Here is a 15,075-nt window from a genome sequence, read left to right as displayed (position 1 = left end):
GCCCGTCGCCGGCCGCGCTCCCTGTCCTTGGGCCGTACCGGGCCAGAGGGCCCGGGTCGGTACCGGGTCAGAAGCCCCGGGCCGGTGCCGGGCCAGAGGGCCCGAGCCGGTGCCGGGCCAGAAGCCCCGGGCCGGTGCCGGGCCAGAGGGCCCGAGCCGGTGCTGGATCGAAGTCCCCGGGCGGTGTCGGTCAGACGCCCACCGTCTCCTCGATTTCTTCCTCGGCCTCTTCCTCAGCCTCGGCCGACCGCACTGCCTCCCGCTCCGGGGGCGCCGGCGCAGGGGTGGCCGTCGGCTCGGTCGCGGCGCCGGGGTGGCCGGCCGCGTGCCGGGCCCGGCGGGGCCGCTCGTACAGGGCCGCGATCCCGGTGACGACCAGGCCCACCAGCAGCCAGACCACGAGGGTCGAGGCGTTGCCGGACAGGCCGTCGTCGCCGAAGTACAGCAGGCTGCGGACGCCCTCGACGAAGCCGGCGCCGTTCCAGAAGGCGTGCAGCGTGCCGAAGAAGCCGTTCTGCAGCTCGGGCCGGAACAACCCGCCGGAGCTGGTGAAGTTGAGCATCACGAACAGCACCATCATGGTGAGCGTGGTCCACCGCTTCAGGAAGGTGTGCAGGCCGACGCCGATGAAGAGAATGCCGGCCGAGTACAGCCAGGCCATGCCCCACACGCCCGCGAGGTCGTGGTGGGCGAGGTGGAACACCGGTCCGGCGAGCAGCGCGCCGATGCCGCTGACCACGGCGGAGACACCGAGCGCGAGCAGCGCGCGTACCCGCATCGCGAGGGCGGCGCCGGCGGCACCGAGGGCGGCGACCGAGGCGTAGGAGCCGATGCTGAGCGCGATCAGCAGAAAGAACAGGCCCTGCCCGGTGGGGTCGTCGGCGACCGGTTCGGCCACGTCGGTGACCTTCAGCGGCACGCCCTCCTTGGCGGCGACCGGCGTGAAGACCTTCTCGACGGCCGTCGCGCCCATGTCGGAGGCGGCGCTCGCCACCAGCAGCTCGGGCGCCTTGGCGCTCGGCACATAGGCACCGGTCACGGCGCGGGACTTCAGCAGGCCGACGGCGTCGGCGCGGGTCGGGACCGTGCGGACGTCGAGCCTGTCCCCGGCGGTGTCCTTGACCGTCTGGGCGAAGACCTTCGCCTGCGGTGCGCTGCCGACCACGGCGACCGGCAGGTGGTGCGGCTCCGGGGTCACGAAGGCCCCCATGTACGCGAGCCCCATGCCCAGGCACATCAGCAGCGGGGTGATCAGGTGCGTCAGCACATGGCGCAGGGCCGGTGACCTCATCGCGCACGACCTCCAAAGGTTGGCTATTACAACTTTCCGTTCAAGTTGTACTATACAACTAGAACGCCGAAGGAGGTACTCCCGTGAGCACAGCGGAGTCGGCCGTCGAGTCGATCCAGCGCGAGATGACGGTCTTCGCCCGCCGGGCCCGCGCCTCGGCGGGCCGGATGCATCCCGAGCTGTCCCTGGTCTCGTACACCCTGCTCGGCCATCTGGAGGAGCGTGACGGCTGCCGCGCGACCGACCTGGCGGCGCACTACGCGCTGGACAAGTCCACCGTCAGCCGCCAGGTGGCCGCGCTGGAACGGGCGGGGCTGATCGAGCGCCGCCTGGACCCGGAGGACCACCGGGTCCAGGTACTGCACCTGACGGAGGCGGGCCGGGAGATCCTCGCCCAGGTCACCCGCAGCCGCCGGGCCGCCTTCCGCGAACGGCTCGCGGACTGGCCGGAGGAGGATTTGGTGCGCTTCGCGGCCTACCTGGAGCGGTACAACGCGGGTCCGGGCGAGACCGGGGCCGGCTGAGCCCCCGGCCGTCCGGTGCCGCTCATGCCACCGGCGCCGCGGCCCGCTCGTCGGCCGGCCGCTCCGGGGCGCGGGCCGCGAGGAACGCCGTACGGCGGCGCAGCCGGAAACCGAGGGACTCGTACAGCCGGATCGCGCCCGTGTTCTCGGCGCTCGTGTGCAGGAACGGCGTCTCGCCGCGCTCCCGGATGCCGTGCGCGACCGCGAGGATCAGCCGGGTGGCGAGGCCCTCGCCGCGGAAGGCGGGGTCGGTGCAGACCGCGCTGATCTCGGTCCAGCCCGGCGGGTGCAGCCGCTCCCCCGCCATGGCGATCAGCGCGCCGCGGCGGCGGATACCGAGGTAGGTGCCGAGTTCCACGGTGCGCGGCAGGAACGGTCCGGGCCGGGTGCGGGCCACGAGGTCGAGCATCTCGGGCACGTCCGCCGGGCCGAGGCGGACCGCCTCAGCGTCCGGCGCGGCGGCCAGGCCGTCGTCCACGAACTGGACCCCGTCGATCCGGAAGGTGATCTCCCAGCCGTCCGGCACCTCACCGCGGTACCCCGCCAGCGGGATCTCCGCGCCGGGACCGGCCAGCGCCGCCAGATCCGCCCAGTCCCGCGCGTCCGGTTCGTCGGGCAGCGCCAGCCAGGGGGAGACGTCGACGGGATAGCGCAGCACGCGGCCGCGCCGCTGGGCGAAGTGGGCGTGCGGGCCGGTCAGGGAGGCGAGGGCGGGGTTGTCGAGGACGTGCGGGGTATCGGCGGCGGTACGGTCGCCGACGCCCGCTCCGGCTATGAGGCTCACGCGGCCACCTCGATCACGATCTTGCCGAGGGCGTGCCCGTCCTCCACGGTGCGCAGCGCCTGGCCCGCCTGCTCCAGCGGGAAGGCGCGGGTGATGTGCGGCTTCAGGGCGCCGCGTACGGCGAGGTCGGCCACCGCCTCGAGGACGGCGGCGGTGCGGACCCGGTGCACGGGGGCGCCGCCGAGCGCGGCCACGGCCTGCTGCGGGGAGCCCGCGGTGACCAGCTTGCTCCGGTCCTTCAGCAGCTCGGCGGCCGCGGTGAGCACCGGCCCGCCCACCAGGTCGTACACCCCGTCGATCCCGTCCGGCGCGGCGGCCCGCACCCGCTCGGCCAGCTCGGGGCCGGAGGCCACGTGCACCGCGCCCAGCGACTGGACGAACTCCCTCTTGCCCTCGCTCGCCACCCCCACGACCCGCAGTCCGAAGGCGCGGGCGATCTGCACGGCAGCGCTGCCGACGCCGCCGCCCGCGCCCGTCACCAGCAGGGTCGAGCCACCGGGCAGGCCCAGCTGGCGGACGCCGTCGTAGGCGGTGGCGGCGGCGACCGGGAGGGTGGCGGCGGCACCGAAGGACAGCGCGGCGGGCTTGTGGGCGGTCGAGTCGGCGGTGAGCAGGGCGTACTCGGCGAATGCGCCGTGCGCGGCGCTGCCGAACACCTCGTCGCCGGCGGCGAAGCCGGTGACCCCCGGGCCGACCTCCTCGACGACGCCGGCGGCCTCGTTGCCGAAGACCGCCGGAAAGACACGCTCGCCCTCGCCGGGGCGGCGGAAGCCGTCACGCAGCTTCCAGTCGACGGGGTTGACGCCCGCCGCGCGGACCGCGATCAGGATCTCGCCGGGCCCCGGGCTGGGACGGTCCAGGTCGATCAGCGCCTCGGTCTCCGGTCCTCCGTGCCGTGTGTAGACATACGCCTTGGGCATGCTCGTTCCTCGCTTCTCTCGCGCTGTCACCGGTCTACCGGTGCCGGCATCGAGCGCAAAGGAGAAGCGCCGCAGAGCTATTCCCCTGGCCCGAAAGAGTTCATACGGCCGCAATCATCCGGGCCTGACGGGGGGTGACCAGGGACGGAGCATCCGGACCGACCCCGTACGGTTGAAGGATGAACGTTACGCGAGGCTTCACGGGCCGCCCGCGCGTCCACAACCCGGGGCTGCCGCCCGGGCAGTACGACGCGGGCGAGGACTGGCCCGTCCTGTCCGCCGAGGTCACCCCCGACCTCGCACCGGCCGACTGGTCCCTCCGGATCGACGGCCTGGTCGAGCGGCCGCACACCTGGGACTGGGACGCGGCGCACGCGCTGCCGGCGTCGGCGTACGACGGCGACATCCACTGCGTGACGGGCTGGTCGAAGTTCGGGGTGAGCTTCGGCGGTGTCTCCCTGGACGCCTTCTTCCATGTGGTCCGCCCCCATGTGTCCGCCACCCATGTGCTCGCCCGCTCCCACACCGGCTACACCACCAACCTGCCGCTCGCCGACCTCACCGGCGGGCGGGCCTGGATCGTCTGGGAGTACGACGGCGAGCCGCTGCCGGCCGAGCACGGTGGGCCGGCGCGGCTGCTGGTGCCCCACCTGTACTTCTGGAAGAGCGCCAAGTGGATCGCCGGGCTCACCCTCCTCGACCACGACGAGCCGGGCTTCTGGGAGGGCAACGGCTACCACGAACGCGGCAACCCCTGGGAGGAGCAGCGCTACTCCGGTGACTGACCCGATGACGACGAACCCAGGCACCCACGCCACCCACCCGGAACCGGGACCCCCGCCCAGGCCCCGGCCCCCGGCCACGGAGCCGACCACGCCCGCCCCGCAAGCGGCTCCCGACGCCACGGCACCGGAAGCAGCCACGGCGGCGCCGAACGACTCCGCCCAGCCCGCGGCCCCCGACCCGACCGCCCGCACGCCGCGTGTGGGCTCTCCTGGCACAGCCCTGCAGCCGCCGGATGCTCCCGCGCCCGGCTCCGGGTTCGTCGTTCCCACCACGCGTTTCGCCGTGCCCGGGCGGATCGCCGTGAGTGAGCAGGTCGCGGCGGTGTGGCAGCTCGCCACGGTGGTGGGGATCCGGCGGGAGACGGCGCGCGCGGCCAGCTTCCGGCTGGCGGTGCCGGGCTGGGCGGGGCATCTGCCGGGCCAGCATCTGCTGGTGCGCCTCACCGCGCAGGACGGTTACGTGGCCCAGCGGCACTACTCGATCGCGTCGGCGCCGGACGACTCCGGGCACATCGAGCTGACCCTGGACCAGGTGCCGGACGGCGAGGTCTCCGGCTGGTTCCACACGGTCGCCCGGCCCGGCGACACGGTCGAGGTGCGCGGGCCGCTGAGCGGCTTCTTCGCCTGGCCGGGCGACCGGCCCGCGCTGCTGATCGGTGCCGGATCCGGGATCGTCCCGCTGATGTCGATGGTGCGGCACCACCGCAGGCGCTCCCTCACCGTGCCGCTGCGCATGCTGGTGTCCGCGCGCAGCCCCGAGGAGCTGATCTACGCGGCCGAGCTGGGCGCGGAGACGACGCCCGTCTTCACTCGCAGCGCCCCACAGGGTGTGCCGATGGGACGTATGGCCGCCGCACATGTGGCGCCACTCCTGGCCGAGCAGCCTCCCGGTGGGTGGGAAGCCTATGTGTGCGGATCCAACGGGTTCGCCGAGCACGCGTCCCGGCTGCTCGTCGCGGCGGGCCAGCCGGCCGACCGGATCCGGATCGAGCGCTTCGGCTGACCGGGTCGCACGCCGGGGTCGTCCGAGCGGCCGTGGGGCGCGTGACGCGTTCCGTGCTCCAGGAGGGCTCGAACTCGCGGTTCGCGGCGTGAGCGAGGTGCTCCGTACGGGGTACGAGACGGGTGTGGACGCTCGTGTGCGTGAGCGGCGGGGGTGAAGGGCCGTACGGACCGGCTCGTCGGCTCTCCGGCTCCGACGGTGCGAGGAGGTGGACATGCGTACCGGGGTGCGTGGCTGGCGCTGGCGGCGCAATCCGCTGCGGCGCCGCTCGGACGTCGTGGAGGCGTGGACGGTGCTGATCGTCGCCGTCCTGCTGTTCGTCGTCACACCGCTGGTGGGCGTCGCCGCGGGCCTGCGCGCGCATGACACGGCCCGGAGCCTCGCGGCCACCCAGCGGGCCGAGCGCCACCAGGTGCGTGCCCGGGTGATCGGCGCCCCGCCCGAGCGGCTGTCGTCCGAGCAGAGCGACCGCGCGTACGCGTACCGCGCCCAGGTCCGCTGGAGCGAGCCGGGCAGGGGAATCCGTACGGCCTGGGCCCGGGTGCCCGCGGGAACCCGTACCGGTGACACCGTCTCGGTGTGGTTCGACGCCCGGGGCCGCAGCGTCGCGCCGCCGCCGGGCGACACGGCGGTCTGGCAGCACACGGTGACCGTCGGCCTGGTCGCGGCGGGCGGTTCGGCGGCCCTCGTGCTCCTCGGCCACGCCGTCGAGCGCCGGATCGCGCTGCGCCACCGCCTGGCGGAGTGGGAGCGGGAGTGGGCGCGGACGGGACCGAGGTGGACCCAGCCGCGGGCGTGAACGGCGGGTGCACGGCCGCCGCGAGGGCGCAAACGCTTACTGGTCAGCCCTCCGGCACCCACGTACGGTGAGCTGACGCAGTCTCCCTTCGCAAAGGTGGTTGTACATGGCCCTGTTCGACCTGCCCCTGGACGAACTCCGCGAGCACCGCAGCGAGTCCATCGAGCCGGAGGACTTCGACGCCTTCTGGGACAAGACCCTCGAGGAGGTGCGGGAGCACGAGCTGGACGCCCGCTTCGAGCCGGTGGACACCGGACTGTCGACGGTCCAGGTGTACGACGTCACGTTCGCGGGGTTCGGCGGCCACCCGGTCAAGGGCTGGCTCCGGCTGCCCGCTGGCGCGACCGAACCCCTGCCCCTGGTCGTGGAGTTCATCGGCTACGGCGGCGGACGCGGGCTGCCGCACGAGAGCCTGCTGTGGGCCTCGACGGGCCGGGCCCACTTCGTGATGGACACCCGCGGACAGGGCAGCGCCTGGGGCGCCGGGGGCGGCACGGCGGACCCGGTCGGCGCGGCCCCGGCCTATCCCGGCTTCATGACGCGGGGCATAGACGCACCCGAGAACTACTACTACCGCCGGGTGTACGCGGACGCCGTGCGCGCCGTCGAGGCGGCCCGCTCGCACCCGCTGGCCGACGCGTCGCGGACCGTGGCGCTCGGCGCGAGCCAGGGCGGCGGCATCACCCTGGCCGTCGGCGGCCTGGTCCCCGACCTGGTCGCGGTGGCGCCGGACGTGCCGTTCCTGTGCGACTTCCCGCGCGCGTCGACGCTGACCGACCGGCACCCCTACCGCGAGATCGGCCTGTTCCTCAAGACGCACCGCGGCCGCTCGGCTGAGGTGCAGCGCACACTGTCCTACTTCGACGGCGTGCACTTCGCGGCCCGCGGCCGGGCGCCGGCCCTCTTCTCGGCGGCGCTGGAGGACCAGACCTGCCCGCCGTCGACGGTGTTCGCCGCGTTCAACGCCTGGGCGCACGAGGACAAGGCGATCGAGGTCTACGACTTCAACGACCACGAGGGCGGCGGCCCCTTCCACGAGGCGGAGAAGCTGCGCTGGCTGCGGTCGTACGCCTGACGCGGCGGGCCCGTGTGAGGGTCTTCCCTCCAGTCCGACCAGTCGGTACGTTCGGGGCACCCGGGCCGCAGCGCCGCGGCCCGGGTTTCCGGCGACGACGGAGGTCCGATGTCCGCGCACGAGACCCAGCACGAGACACAGGTCCACGGCCACTGCGACGCGCGCTTCACAGCGGTGCGGGAGGCGTTCGAGGCCAACTTCCGGGAGCGGGGCGAACTGGGCGCCGCCGTCGCCGTGACCGTCGACGGCACCCCGGTGGTGGACCTCTGGGGCGGCTGGGCGGACGCGGCGGCCACCCGGGCGTGGGAGCGGGACACGCTGGTGAACGTGTGGTCGACCACCAAGGGCCCGGTGGCCCTGTGCGCGCATCTGCTCGCCGACCGGGGACTGCTCGACCTCGACGCGCCCGTGGCCGCGTACTGGCCGGAGTTCGCGGCCGCGGGCAAGGAGAAGGTGCTGGTACGGCATCTGCTGTCGCACCGCGCGGGGCTGTCCGGGCTGCGCGAGCCGCACTCCCTGGCGGACCTGTACGACTGGCAGCTGACGACCGCCCGGCTGGCGGCGACCGAGCCGTGGTGGGAGCCGGGCACCGTCTCCGGGTACCACGCGCTGACGTACGGCCACCTGGTCGGCGAGGTCGTCCGGCGGGTCTCCGGGCTGCGGCCGGGGGCCTTCCTGGAGCGGGAGGTGACCGGGCCGCTCGGGATCGACTTCACGGTCGGGCTGCCGGCGAAGGAGGCGGGTCGGGCGGCCGAACTGGTGCATCCGCCGGCCGCCGACCGCGGTGAACAGGCGGCGGCCTTCGGCCAGTTGGCGCCCGCCGCGCTGGCGGCGCTGACGAATCCGGTGGTCGGCGCGGCGGAGGCGAACACGGCCGAGTGGCGGGCGGCGGAGATCCCCGCGTCGAACGGGCACGGCACCGCACGCGCCGTCGCGGCACTGTACGGCGTCCTCGCCGGGCGCGGCCGGCACGACGGGCGGCGCCTTCTGTCGCCGGAGGCGGCGGAGCGGGTGCGCGAGGGCCAGGGAAGCTGCCGCGATCTGGTGCTGGGCGCGGGCTTCGACCGGGAGACGGAGGCGGGGCTCGGGCTGTGGCTGAGCGGTCCGCACGGGTCGTACGGCCCGAATCCGCGGGCTTTCGGTCATGACGGGTTCGGCGGTTCGTGCGGACTCGCCGATCCGGAGGCCGATGTGTCGCTGGGGTACGTGATGAACCGGATGGGGCCGCGCATCGCCGACGACCCACGGAAGATGGCGCTCATCGACGCCCTGTACAGCGCCCTGTGACGGCGCGATCGCGCGGGTGGGTTTCGGCCGAACCGGCAGTCCGCTCTTCCCTCGTGGTTTAGACCAATGCTAAGTGTGGTCGCGCAACGAGCCCGCACGACTACGTCTTGTCACCACAGGAGGGCGCGGCATGGCCCGCACCACCCCGAAAGAATCCGCACCGCACGAAGCGGCGCAGAGCGACGACCGGCCCCTGTACGGACGGATCGCGGCGCTGCTCCTCGACGAACTGCGCGCCGGCACCATCCCCCCGGGCGAACGGCTGCCGGGCGAGCGGCACTTGGCCGCCTACTTCCAGGTCAGCCGGGAGACCGTACGGCAGGCCCTGGAGGTGCTGCGGCGCAGCGGTGCCGTCTCCACCGACCGGCGGGGCAGCCATGCCACGCTGCCCGCCCGGCCCGTCGCGGCGCCGGGGACACCGGCCTTCCCGCTGGGCGCCCGGTCGGCCGACCCGTGCGCGGTCGACCTGGCCACGGTGACCTGGGAGGCGCCGCCGGAGGAGCACGCCCGGGCGCTGGGACTGGCCCCGCACCGGCCGACGCTGGTGCACCGCTACCGGTCGGCGACGCCGGACGGCCGGTCGCTGCGGACGGCCGTGACCTCGTTCTCGGCGGTGGCCCTGGCCGAGGTCGCCGAGCTGGCCCGCTACCGCAGCCGGGCCGACGGCACCACCCCCGCGCAACTGCGCCGGGCCTACGACTGGATGCGCCAGGCCGGCCTGTCCCTGCACCACCGTGATTCCATCACCCAGCTCGACGGCGCCGCCTCGGTGCGGGTGACCCGGCGGGTGCACGACCAGTACGCCCGGCCGCTGGAGATCACCGACCTGGTGGTGGACGCCGAACGGGACGCCCTGGTCTACGAGTTCACGCTGCCGGCGGCCGGCTGAGCCCGCCGTGCCACCACCAGCCGGGCCCGTGGGCTGCCGTCACCGCGCCGCCCGAACTCGGGCAGCGGGTGCAGCTCGACCGCGAATCCGGCCCGGCCCAGCTCGCCGAGCACGCCGCCGAGCCGGAAGGACCGGTAGTACATGACGAACGGCGGCCGCCACAGGGCGTTGCGCACCCGCATCACCGTGTCGAAGCCGAGCAGCATCCAGAACCCGGCCCGCGTCGGCCGGGGCGGGGCGAGCACCGGGAAGGCGAACCGGCCGCCCGGCCGCAGGACGGAGTGGACCTGACCGAACAGCCCCGGCAGTTCGCGGGGCAGGAAGTGGCCGAACGCGCCGAAGGAGACCACGAGATCGAAGGCGGCCGCGAACGGCAGGGCACGGGCGTCGCCGCGCACCCAGGCGACCCCGGGCCCGCCGGCGGGCCGCACCCGGTGCCGGGCGACGCCGAGCATGCCCGCGCTGAAGTCGACCCCGGTGACACTGCGGCGGCACAGACCGGTGAGCACCTCGGCCCCCGCTCCCGTGCCGCAGCACAGGTCGAGCCCGTCCTCGAACGGGCCGAGCGGGGTGAGCGCCTTCGCCACGGAGTCCAGGACGCCGTCCGGTGTCCGGAAGGGCGTGTGATCGAACTTGGGGGCGAGCAGGTCGTAGCCGCGCTCGACGGACGACAGTGCCTGCACGGCGAGTTCACGCAGGTTGGGGCCTTCGGGACCGAACATGTCCTCAGCCTAGGGCCACCCGCCGGGTCAGGACCGCGAGCGCCCGCTCGCACCAGCGCAGGTTCTCCTCCTCGAAGCCGATCCCGGCCATGAGGGTGAGGTACGGGCCGACGCGGTCGGCGTTGCTCAGGTACTCGCCCTCGGTCCGGCCGCCGAGGAGGCGGGCCTGCACCCGCCGGTAGCGGTCGAGCTTGCCGCGCGCCCAGCCCATGCGCTCCTCGATCAGCGCGCGGGTGACCTCCGGGTCGCCGCCGTCCATCGCCTGGATCTTGATGAGGAGCTCGTCGCGGATGGCGGTGGGCCGCTTCGGCGGCTCGGCGGCGAAGGCGTCCAGCTCGGCCCGGCCGGCCTCGGTGAGCGTGAACATCCGCTTGTTCGGCCGCCGTTCCTGCTGCACCGTCCGCGCCTGGACCAGGCCGTCCTGCGCGAGGCGCTCCAGCTCCCGGTAGAGCTGCTGCGGGGTGGCGGGCCAGAAGTTCGCGAGCGAGACGTCGAACGACTTCGACAGCTCGTAGCCCGAGGCCTCGCCCTCCAGCAGGGCGGCCAGGACGGCGTACTTGAGCGACATGTGGACAGGCTAGCAGTCGTTGACTAACCTCATCCGCACCTATTCAAATAATTGTCTATCTGACTTTTCTGACTGTGCGAGGTGATCCGATGCACGCGTTCCGTGCGGCGGTGGAGGCCGGCGACATCGATGCCGTCGAGGCGCTGCTGGCCGAGGACGTCGTCTTCTCCAGCCCGGTCGTCTTCAAGCCGTATCCGGGCAAGGCGATCACCGCGGCGATCCTGCGCGCGGTCTTCCACGTCTTCGAGGACTTCCGGTACGTCCGCGAGATCGGCGACCCGGCCGCCCCCGACCACGCGCTGGTCTTCACCGCCCGGGTCGGCGACCGCGAACTGACCGGCTGCGACTTCCTGCACGTCAACGAGGACGGCCTGATCGACGAGTTCATGGTCATGGTCCGCCCGCTGTCCGGGGCGCACGCCCTCGCCGAGGCCATGGGCGCGCGGTTCGACGGCATCGTGCAGGAGGCGGAGGCGCGCTCGGCGTGAGCACGCCTCCGCCGCGCGGTCACGCCAGGGTCAGGGTGACGCCTGAGGGTCAGTTCTTCAGCCGGCCGAGCGTGGCCTTGGCGTCCTTCTTCAGCCAGTCGTCCACGTCGCTGAGCGCGGGCGGGTTCTTGTCCTGGTCGTACGAGGTCAGGTAGGCGCTGTAGCTCATCGTGTACGTCACCCAGCCGTCGCGGACGGCGAGCGTGGCGTAGCGGGAACCGCTGGAGGAGCCGCTGGTGGTGTCCTGGCTGACCAGGTAGGCCTCGTCGCCGATGCCGCTGACCGGGGAGACGCCGTAACCGGTGTGGCTGTCACCGTAGTTCTTCCAGGTGGCGGTGAACTCGGGCCCGGGGTTCGTCTTCTTGTGCAGGTCCAGTTGCATGGACAGATAGGCGTCCGCATAGGTCGAGCCGGTCTTCTTCAGGCCCACGCTGCAGAAACCCTCGTCCAGCGCCACGTTCTTCAGCGAGGTCTTGGTCGGCGAGGAGTCGCCTTGCGGATACTCGTCCTTGAAGGAGGAGTAGTCGGCGCTGGAGCACATGTCGGACGGCGCCGAGTAGCCGCGCAGGTCCGCGCTGTCGCCCTTGCCGCCGAGGAGGAACACACCGCCCGCCCAGGCGGCGGAGGCGACGACCGCGCCGACCGCCGCCCACAGCACCGCCTTGCCCACTCCGCCGCCACCGGACGGAGGCACGGGCGGCACCGCGGCCCCGAACTGGGGAGCCTGCGCATAGGGGTTGCCCGGCTGCGGCTGGGTCGGCTGACCGAACTGGCCCGGCTGCCCCGGCTGCCCCTGGCCGAACTGGCCCGACTGCTGGCCCTGGCCGAACTGGCCCGGCTGTCCCGGCTGCGGCTGCGGCTGCGGCTGCGGCTGCGCGGTGGGCTGGCCGACCAGCGTGGGCTGGGCGTAGAAGCTGCCCGGCGGCGGGGACTGCGGGTTCGGGTAGGGGTAGGCCGTCGGCTGCGGCGGGACGGCCGGCGCCGGCCCGGGCTGCTGGGGCTGCGGAACCGGCTGGTCGGCCGGCTGCGGGGACTGCGGTGGCGTGGACATGCCTTGAAAATAGTCCACGGTTGACGGTCAAGTCCCCCGACGTCCGGGATCGTTATGGTCTGGGGACATCTGGTGCGGTTCCCTGACATGACATCCGGCAGCGAAAGGGCCGGGGCGCGAGCCCCCGGCCCTCCAGTGTCGCCTGCGGCTCCCCCGGACGCGCTCGGCACCGCCGTGTGCCGCGGCCCTGGCGTTCGCATGGCCGGTATGCGGCTGGGCTCTGGGCCGCCGCGGCGAACCGTCCGGTGCAGGAGCGCGTTGCCGAGGTGGTGCGGCAGCCCGCGAGGGGGCGGGAACAGCCGGGAACGGCGGCATGTTGACCGGACCGAGCGCACGGGTATAGTGCGATCAGAGCGTGTGCGTGTCCCGTCGTACGGACACCGGCGCCGCTCTTCTCTCCACCAGCCCCCGGCCGAGGCTTCCGACCGGCCCGGGCTTCTTCTCTGCACCACCTCGTGACCAGGGCGTTTCCGCCGTACCGAGGTGCCGTTCCCGCCGCCCGGAGGCAGCTGTCAAGCCTCCCGCTCGCGGCCTCATCCCCCCTTCCCGCTCTCGGTCTTCCGTCCGTGAAAGGACCTCCCACCATGACCACCGCACTCGAACACCCTCCCGTGGCCCAACAGGCCCCGGCCGCCCGGCTCGTCACCGGTGTCCTCGACATCGACGCGCAGGGGAAGGGGCATCTGCGGGCCGCGCACCTGCTGCCCTCCCCCGCCGATCCCCAGGTCGCGCCAGGCCTGATCCGGCGCCATGGGCTGCGCAAGGGCGACCTCGTCGAAGGCGTCCGGGGTGACCGGCGCGCGCTGACCGAGGTCACGCGCGTCGACGGCCGCGACCCGGCGGACCTCCGCGCCCGGCGCCACTTCCGTGACCTCACCCCGCTCCACCCGCACGAGCGCATCCGTCTCGAACACCCCGCGTCCGGACCGGCAGGGCGCGTCACCGATCTCTTCGCACCGGTCGGCAAGGGCCAGCGCGGACTCATCGTGGCCCCGCCGAAGAGCGGCAAGACGGTGCTGCTCCAGCAGCTCGCGGCCGCCGTGGCCGGCAACCACCCCGAGTGCCGGCTGATCGTCCTGCTGCTGGACGAGCGCCCCGAGGAGGTCACCGAGATGCGCCGCTCGGTGCGCGGCGAGGTGTACGCCTCCACCTTCGACCGGACGCCCAGGGAGCACATCGCGCTCGCCGAGCTCGTCGTCGAGCGGGCCAAGCGCCTGGTGGAGGCCGGCGAGGACGTCGTGATCCTGCTGGACTCGCTGACCCGGCTGTGCCGGGCGCACAACAACGCCTCCGCCGCCGGCGGCCGCACGCTGAGCGGCGGTGTCGACGCGGGCGCGCTGCTCGGGCCGAAGCGGTTCTTCGGCGCCGCCCGGCAGGCCGAGGAGGGCGGCTCGCTGACCATCCTCGCCACCGTCCTGGTGGACACCGGCTCGCGCGCCGACGGCTACTACTTCGAGGAGCTGAAGAGCACGGGCAACATGGAGCTGCGCCTGGACCGGGAGTCCGCCGCCCGGCGCCTCTTCCCCGCCGTGGACCTCGACGCCACCGGCACCCGGCGCGAGGAACTCCTCCTCCCCCCGGCCGAGTTGGCGGCCGTACACGGGCTGCGCCGGGTGCTGCGCTCCCGCGAGGGCGGCCCGTCCGGCCTTCAGACCCTCCTGGAGCGGCTGCGCTCCACCTCCGACAACGCCGCGTTCCTGCGGCAGATCCGGCCCACCCTGCCCGCCGGCTGAGCCCGCCCGGAGGCGGCCTCGGTGCGGCATCCGGGTTGCTCGTGTGCTCCGAACGGCCGCTACGGCGCGAGGGATGACACCCAGGTTCGTACGTTGATCATATGATCAGCGGACTTTCTCATCGGGTGGCCGTGTCGGCCTGTGCCCTGTGCGCGGCCGGCGTACTGGCACTCTCCCCCGCCGCCTTCGCCGGGCCCCGTACCGGGGAACCCGCCCCGCCCGGGCCCCGGGCGGTGATGCCCCAGCCGTCCCAGCTCTACGGCTCCGGCACCCAGGTCCGGCCGCACCGGGACGCGCCCGAGCTGCCGGAGGTGTCGGCGCTGTCCTGGGTGGTGGCCGACGCCGGCAGCGGGGCGGTACTGGCCGCGAGCGACGCGCACCGCAAGCTGCCGCCCGCGAGCACCCTGAAGACCCTGTTCGCCCTCACCGTGCTGCCGTCCCTGCCCGCCACGATGCGGCACACCGTGCGCAACGAGGAACTGGCGGACATCGGCCCGGGCAGCAGCCTGGTCGGCGTCCAGGAGGGACACACCTACCAGGTGGCCGACCTGTGGCGCGGCGTCTTCCTCAACTCGGGCAACGACGCCGTGCACGTGCTCGCCTCGCTGAACGGCGGCTGGTCGGCCACGGCGGCCGCGATGCAGGCCAAGGCGCGCTCGCTCGGCGCCCTGGACACCCATGTCGTCTCCCCCGACGGCTACGACGCCGACGGCCAGGTGTCCTCCGCCTACGACCTGGCGGTCTTCGGCCGGGAGGGCCTGCGCAATCCCGACTTCGCCCGCTACTGCTCGACCGCGGAGGCGTACTTCCCCGGGGACGGCGCGTCGTTCGGCATCCGGAACACCAACCGGCTGCTGACCGGTGCGAACGGCGTGGTGAAGTATCCCGGGCTGATCGGCATCAAGAACGGCTACACCAGCAACGCGGGCAACACCCTGGTGGCGGCCGCCCGGCATGGCGCGCGCACGCTGGTGGTGACCGTGATGAACCCTCAGCACGGCGGCGGCTTGGCGGTGTACGAGGAGGCGCGCGAGCTGCTCGACTGGGGGTTCTCCGCGGCCGGCCGGGTGGATCCGGTCGGCTCGCTGGACGGGCTGCGCGTCACGTCCCGGCCGGCGTCGACGGCCGCACCGGTGGCCGCGGCCGCGGCGACGCC

At 73.6% G+C, this 15,075-nt stretch carries 16 protein-coding genes; 10 read left to right on the top strand and 6 right to left on the bottom strand.

Going from position 1 to position 15,075, the window contains the following annotated elements; translation table 11 throughout:
- Nucleotides 1-190 precede the first annotated feature (190 nt).
- The gene (locus tag ABB07_RS34790) at nt 191-1,291 is read right to left on the bottom strand and encodes an ABC-2 transporter permease (RefSeq protein ID WP_208902438.1); all 1,101 of its coding nucleotides are present in this window, start codon (nt 1,289-1,291) and stop codon (nt 191-193) included.
- Nucleotides 1,292-1,416: 125 nt separating this feature from the next.
- Between ABB07_RS34790 and ABB07_RS34785 the strand changes: the two genes are divergently transcribed.
- The gene (locus ABB07_RS34785; RefSeq protein WP_244189817.1) at nt 1,417-1,815 is read left to right on the top strand and encodes a MarR family winged helix-turn-helix transcriptional regulator; all 399 of its coding nucleotides are present in this window, start codon (nt 1,417-1,419) and stop codon (nt 1,813-1,815) included.
- Between the two features lie 22 nt (nt 1,816-1,837).
- Here ABB07_RS34785 and ABB07_RS34780 read toward each other — a convergent pair whose 3' ends face one another.
- On the bottom strand, nt 1,838-2,599 hold the full coding sequence (locus ABB07_RS34780) for a GNAT family N-acetyltransferase (protein WP_425264784.1): 762 nt from the start codon (nt 2,597-2,599) through the stop codon (nt 1,838-1,840).
- Nucleotides 2,596-3,519 carry an NADP-dependent oxidoreductase gene (locus tag ABB07_RS34775; RefSeq protein WP_208902436.1) on the bottom strand — a complete coding sequence of 308 codons (924 nt, stop codon included), beginning with the start codon at nt 3,517-3,519 and terminating at the stop codon, nt 2,596-2,598. The genes ABB07_RS34780 and ABB07_RS34775 overlap by 4 nt, the downstream gene beginning before the upstream one ends.
- A 179-nt stretch (nt 3,520-3,698) precedes the next feature.
- Between ABB07_RS34775 and ABB07_RS34770 the strand changes: the two genes are divergently transcribed.
- The 6 genes from ABB07_RS34770 (at nt 3,699) to ABB07_RS34745 (ending at nt 9,357) form a co-directional block, all read left to right on the top strand.
- Entirely contained in the window at nt 3,699-4,304 is a 606-nt protein-coding gene (locus tag ABB07_RS34770) for a sulfite oxidase-like oxidoreductase (protein WP_208902435.1), read from the top strand.
- 283 nt (nt 4,305-4,587) lie between these two features.
- Nucleotides 4,588-5,307 carry a ferredoxin reductase gene (locus tag ABB07_RS34765; protein ID WP_208903742.1) on the top strand — a complete coding sequence of 240 codons (720 nt, stop codon included), beginning with the start codon at nt 4,588-4,590 and terminating at the stop codon, nt 5,305-5,307.
- 214 nt (nt 5,308-5,521) lie between these two features.
- Nucleotides 5,522-6,106 (top strand): Rv1733c family protein, encoded by a 585-nt coding sequence (locus ABB07_RS34760; protein ID WP_208902434.1) that lies wholly within the window; start codon nt 5,522-5,524, stop codon nt 6,104-6,106.
- Between the two features lie 106 nt (nt 6,107-6,212).
- Nucleotides 6,213-7,181 carry an acetylxylan esterase gene (locus ABB07_RS34755; RefSeq protein WP_208902433.1) on the top strand — a complete coding sequence of 323 codons (969 nt, stop codon included), beginning with the start codon at nt 6,213-6,215 and terminating at the stop codon, nt 7,179-7,181.
- Between the two features lie 108 nt (nt 7,182-7,289).
- A complete protein-coding gene (locus ABB07_RS34750) occupies nt 7,290-8,468 on the top strand; it encodes a serine hydrolase domain-containing protein (protein ID WP_208902432.1) in 1,179 nt (392 codons plus the stop codon).
- A 130-nt stretch (nt 8,469-8,598) separates the two neighbouring features.
- Nucleotides 8,599-9,357 carry a GntR family transcriptional regulator gene (locus tag ABB07_RS34745; protein ID WP_208902431.1) on the top strand — a complete coding sequence of 253 codons (759 nt, stop codon included), beginning with the start codon at nt 8,599-8,601 and terminating at the stop codon, nt 9,355-9,357.
- On the opposite strand, the gene ABB07_RS34740 is transcribed toward ABB07_RS34745, so the two are convergent.
- Both ABB07_RS34740 and ABB07_RS34735 read right to left on the bottom strand, forming a co-directional pair.
- Nucleotides 9,327-10,079 (bottom strand): class I SAM-dependent methyltransferase, encoded by a 753-nt coding sequence (locus ABB07_RS34740; RefSeq protein ID WP_208902430.1) that lies wholly within the window; start codon nt 10,077-10,079, stop codon nt 9,327-9,329. The genes ABB07_RS34745 and ABB07_RS34740 overlap by 31 nt on opposite strands.
- Nucleotides 10,080-10,083: 4 nt before the next feature.
- Nucleotides 10,084-10,647, bottom strand: a complete 564-nt coding sequence (locus ABB07_RS34735) for a PadR family transcriptional regulator (RefSeq protein ID WP_208902429.1) — start codon at nt 10,645-10,647, stop codon at nt 10,084-10,086.
- Between the two features lie 89 nt (nt 10,648-10,736).
- On the opposite strand from ABB07_RS34735, the gene ABB07_RS34730 reads away from it, so the two are divergent.
- Complete coding sequence (locus tag ABB07_RS34730; protein WP_208902428.1) at nt 10,737-11,135, top strand: nuclear transport factor 2 family protein; 399 nt, start codon at nt 10,737-10,739, stop codon at nt 11,133-11,135.
- A gap of 49 nt (nt 11,136-11,184) precedes the next feature.
- Here the strand turns inward: ABB07_RS34730 and ABB07_RS41150 are convergent, their stop codons facing one another.
- Entirely contained in the window at nt 11,185-12,186 is a 1,002-nt protein-coding gene (locus tag ABB07_RS41150; protein ID WP_244189611.1) for a hypothetical protein, read from the bottom strand.
- A 584-nt stretch (nt 12,187-12,770) separates the two neighbouring features.
- Between ABB07_RS41150 and rho the strand changes: the two genes are divergently transcribed.
- Together rho and ABB07_RS34715 are read left to right on the top strand one after the other, a co-directional pair.
- Nucleotides 12,771-13,919, top strand: a complete 1,149-nt coding sequence (rho, locus tag ABB07_RS34720) for a transcription termination factor Rho (RefSeq protein ID WP_208902427.1) — start codon at nt 12,771-12,773, stop codon at nt 13,917-13,919.
- Between the two features lie 101 nt (nt 13,920-14,020).
- Nucleotides 14,021-15,075: D-alanyl-D-alanine carboxypeptidase family protein (locus ABB07_RS34715; protein WP_244189610.1), on the top strand; the 1,055-nt coding region annotated here is incomplete at its 3' end.

It is taken from the genome of Streptomyces incarnatus (assembly GCF_001027185.1).
GTDB lineage: Bacteria > Actinomycetota > Actinomycetes > Streptomycetales > Streptomycetaceae > Streptomyces > Streptomyces puniciscabiei.
The sequence above is the reverse complement of the archived record's forward strand: the minus strand, read 5'-3'. Positions and strand labels throughout refer to the sequence as shown.

What these genes read in the sequence shown, in the direction of transcription:
- ABB07_RS34775 (WP_208902436.1), bottom strand. Translation starts at nt 3,519, where the DNA reads ATGCCCAAGGCGTATGTCTACACACGGCACGGAGGACCGGAGACCGAG.
- ABB07_RS34790 (WP_208902438.1), bottom strand. Translation starts at nt 1,291, where the DNA reads ATGAGGTCACCGGCCCTGCGCCATGTGCTGACGCACCTGATCACCCCG.
- ABB07_RS34740 (WP_208902430.1), bottom strand. Translation starts at nt 10,079, where the DNA reads ATGTTCGGTCCCGAAGGCCCCAACCTGCGTGAACTCGCCGTGCAGGCA.
- ABB07_RS34745 (WP_208902431.1), top strand. Translation starts at nt 8,599, where the DNA reads ATGGCCCGCACCACCCCGAAAGAATCCGCACCGCACGAAGCGGCGCAG.
- ABB07_RS34755 (WP_208902433.1), top strand. Translation starts at nt 6,213, where the DNA reads ATGGCCCTGTTCGACCTGCCCCTGGACGAACTCCGCGAGCACCGCAGC.
- ABB07_RS34770 (WP_208902435.1), top strand. Translation starts at nt 3,699, where the DNA reads ATGAACGTTACGCGAGGCTTCACGGGCCGCCCGCGCGTCCACAACCCG.
- ABB07_RS34760 (WP_208902434.1), top strand. Translation starts at nt 5,522, where the DNA reads ATGCGTACCGGGGTGCGTGGCTGGCGCTGGCGGCGCAATCCGCTGCGG.
- ABB07_RS34750 (WP_208902432.1), top strand. Translation starts at nt 7,290, where the DNA reads ATGTCCGCGCACGAGACCCAGCACGAGACACAGGTCCACGGCCACTGC.
- ABB07_RS34735 (WP_208902429.1), bottom strand. Translation starts at nt 10,647, where the DNA reads ATGTCGCTCAAGTACGCCGTCCTGGCCGCCCTGCTGGAGGGCGAGGCC.
- ABB07_RS34730 (WP_208902428.1), top strand. Translation starts at nt 10,737, where the DNA reads ATGCACGCGTTCCGTGCGGCGGTGGAGGCCGGCGACATCGATGCCGTC.
- ABB07_RS34785 (WP_244189817.1), top strand. Translation starts at nt 1,417, where the DNA reads ATGACGGTCTTCGCCCGCCGGGCCCGCGCCTCGGCGGGCCGGATGCAT.
- rho (WP_208902427.1), top strand. Translation starts at nt 12,771, where the DNA reads ATGACCACCGCACTCGAACACCCTCCCGTGGCCCAACAGGCCCCGGCC.
- ABB07_RS41150 (WP_244189611.1), bottom strand. Translation starts at nt 12,186, where the DNA reads ATGTCCACGCCACCGCAGTCCCCGCAGCCGGCCGACCAGCCGGTTCCG.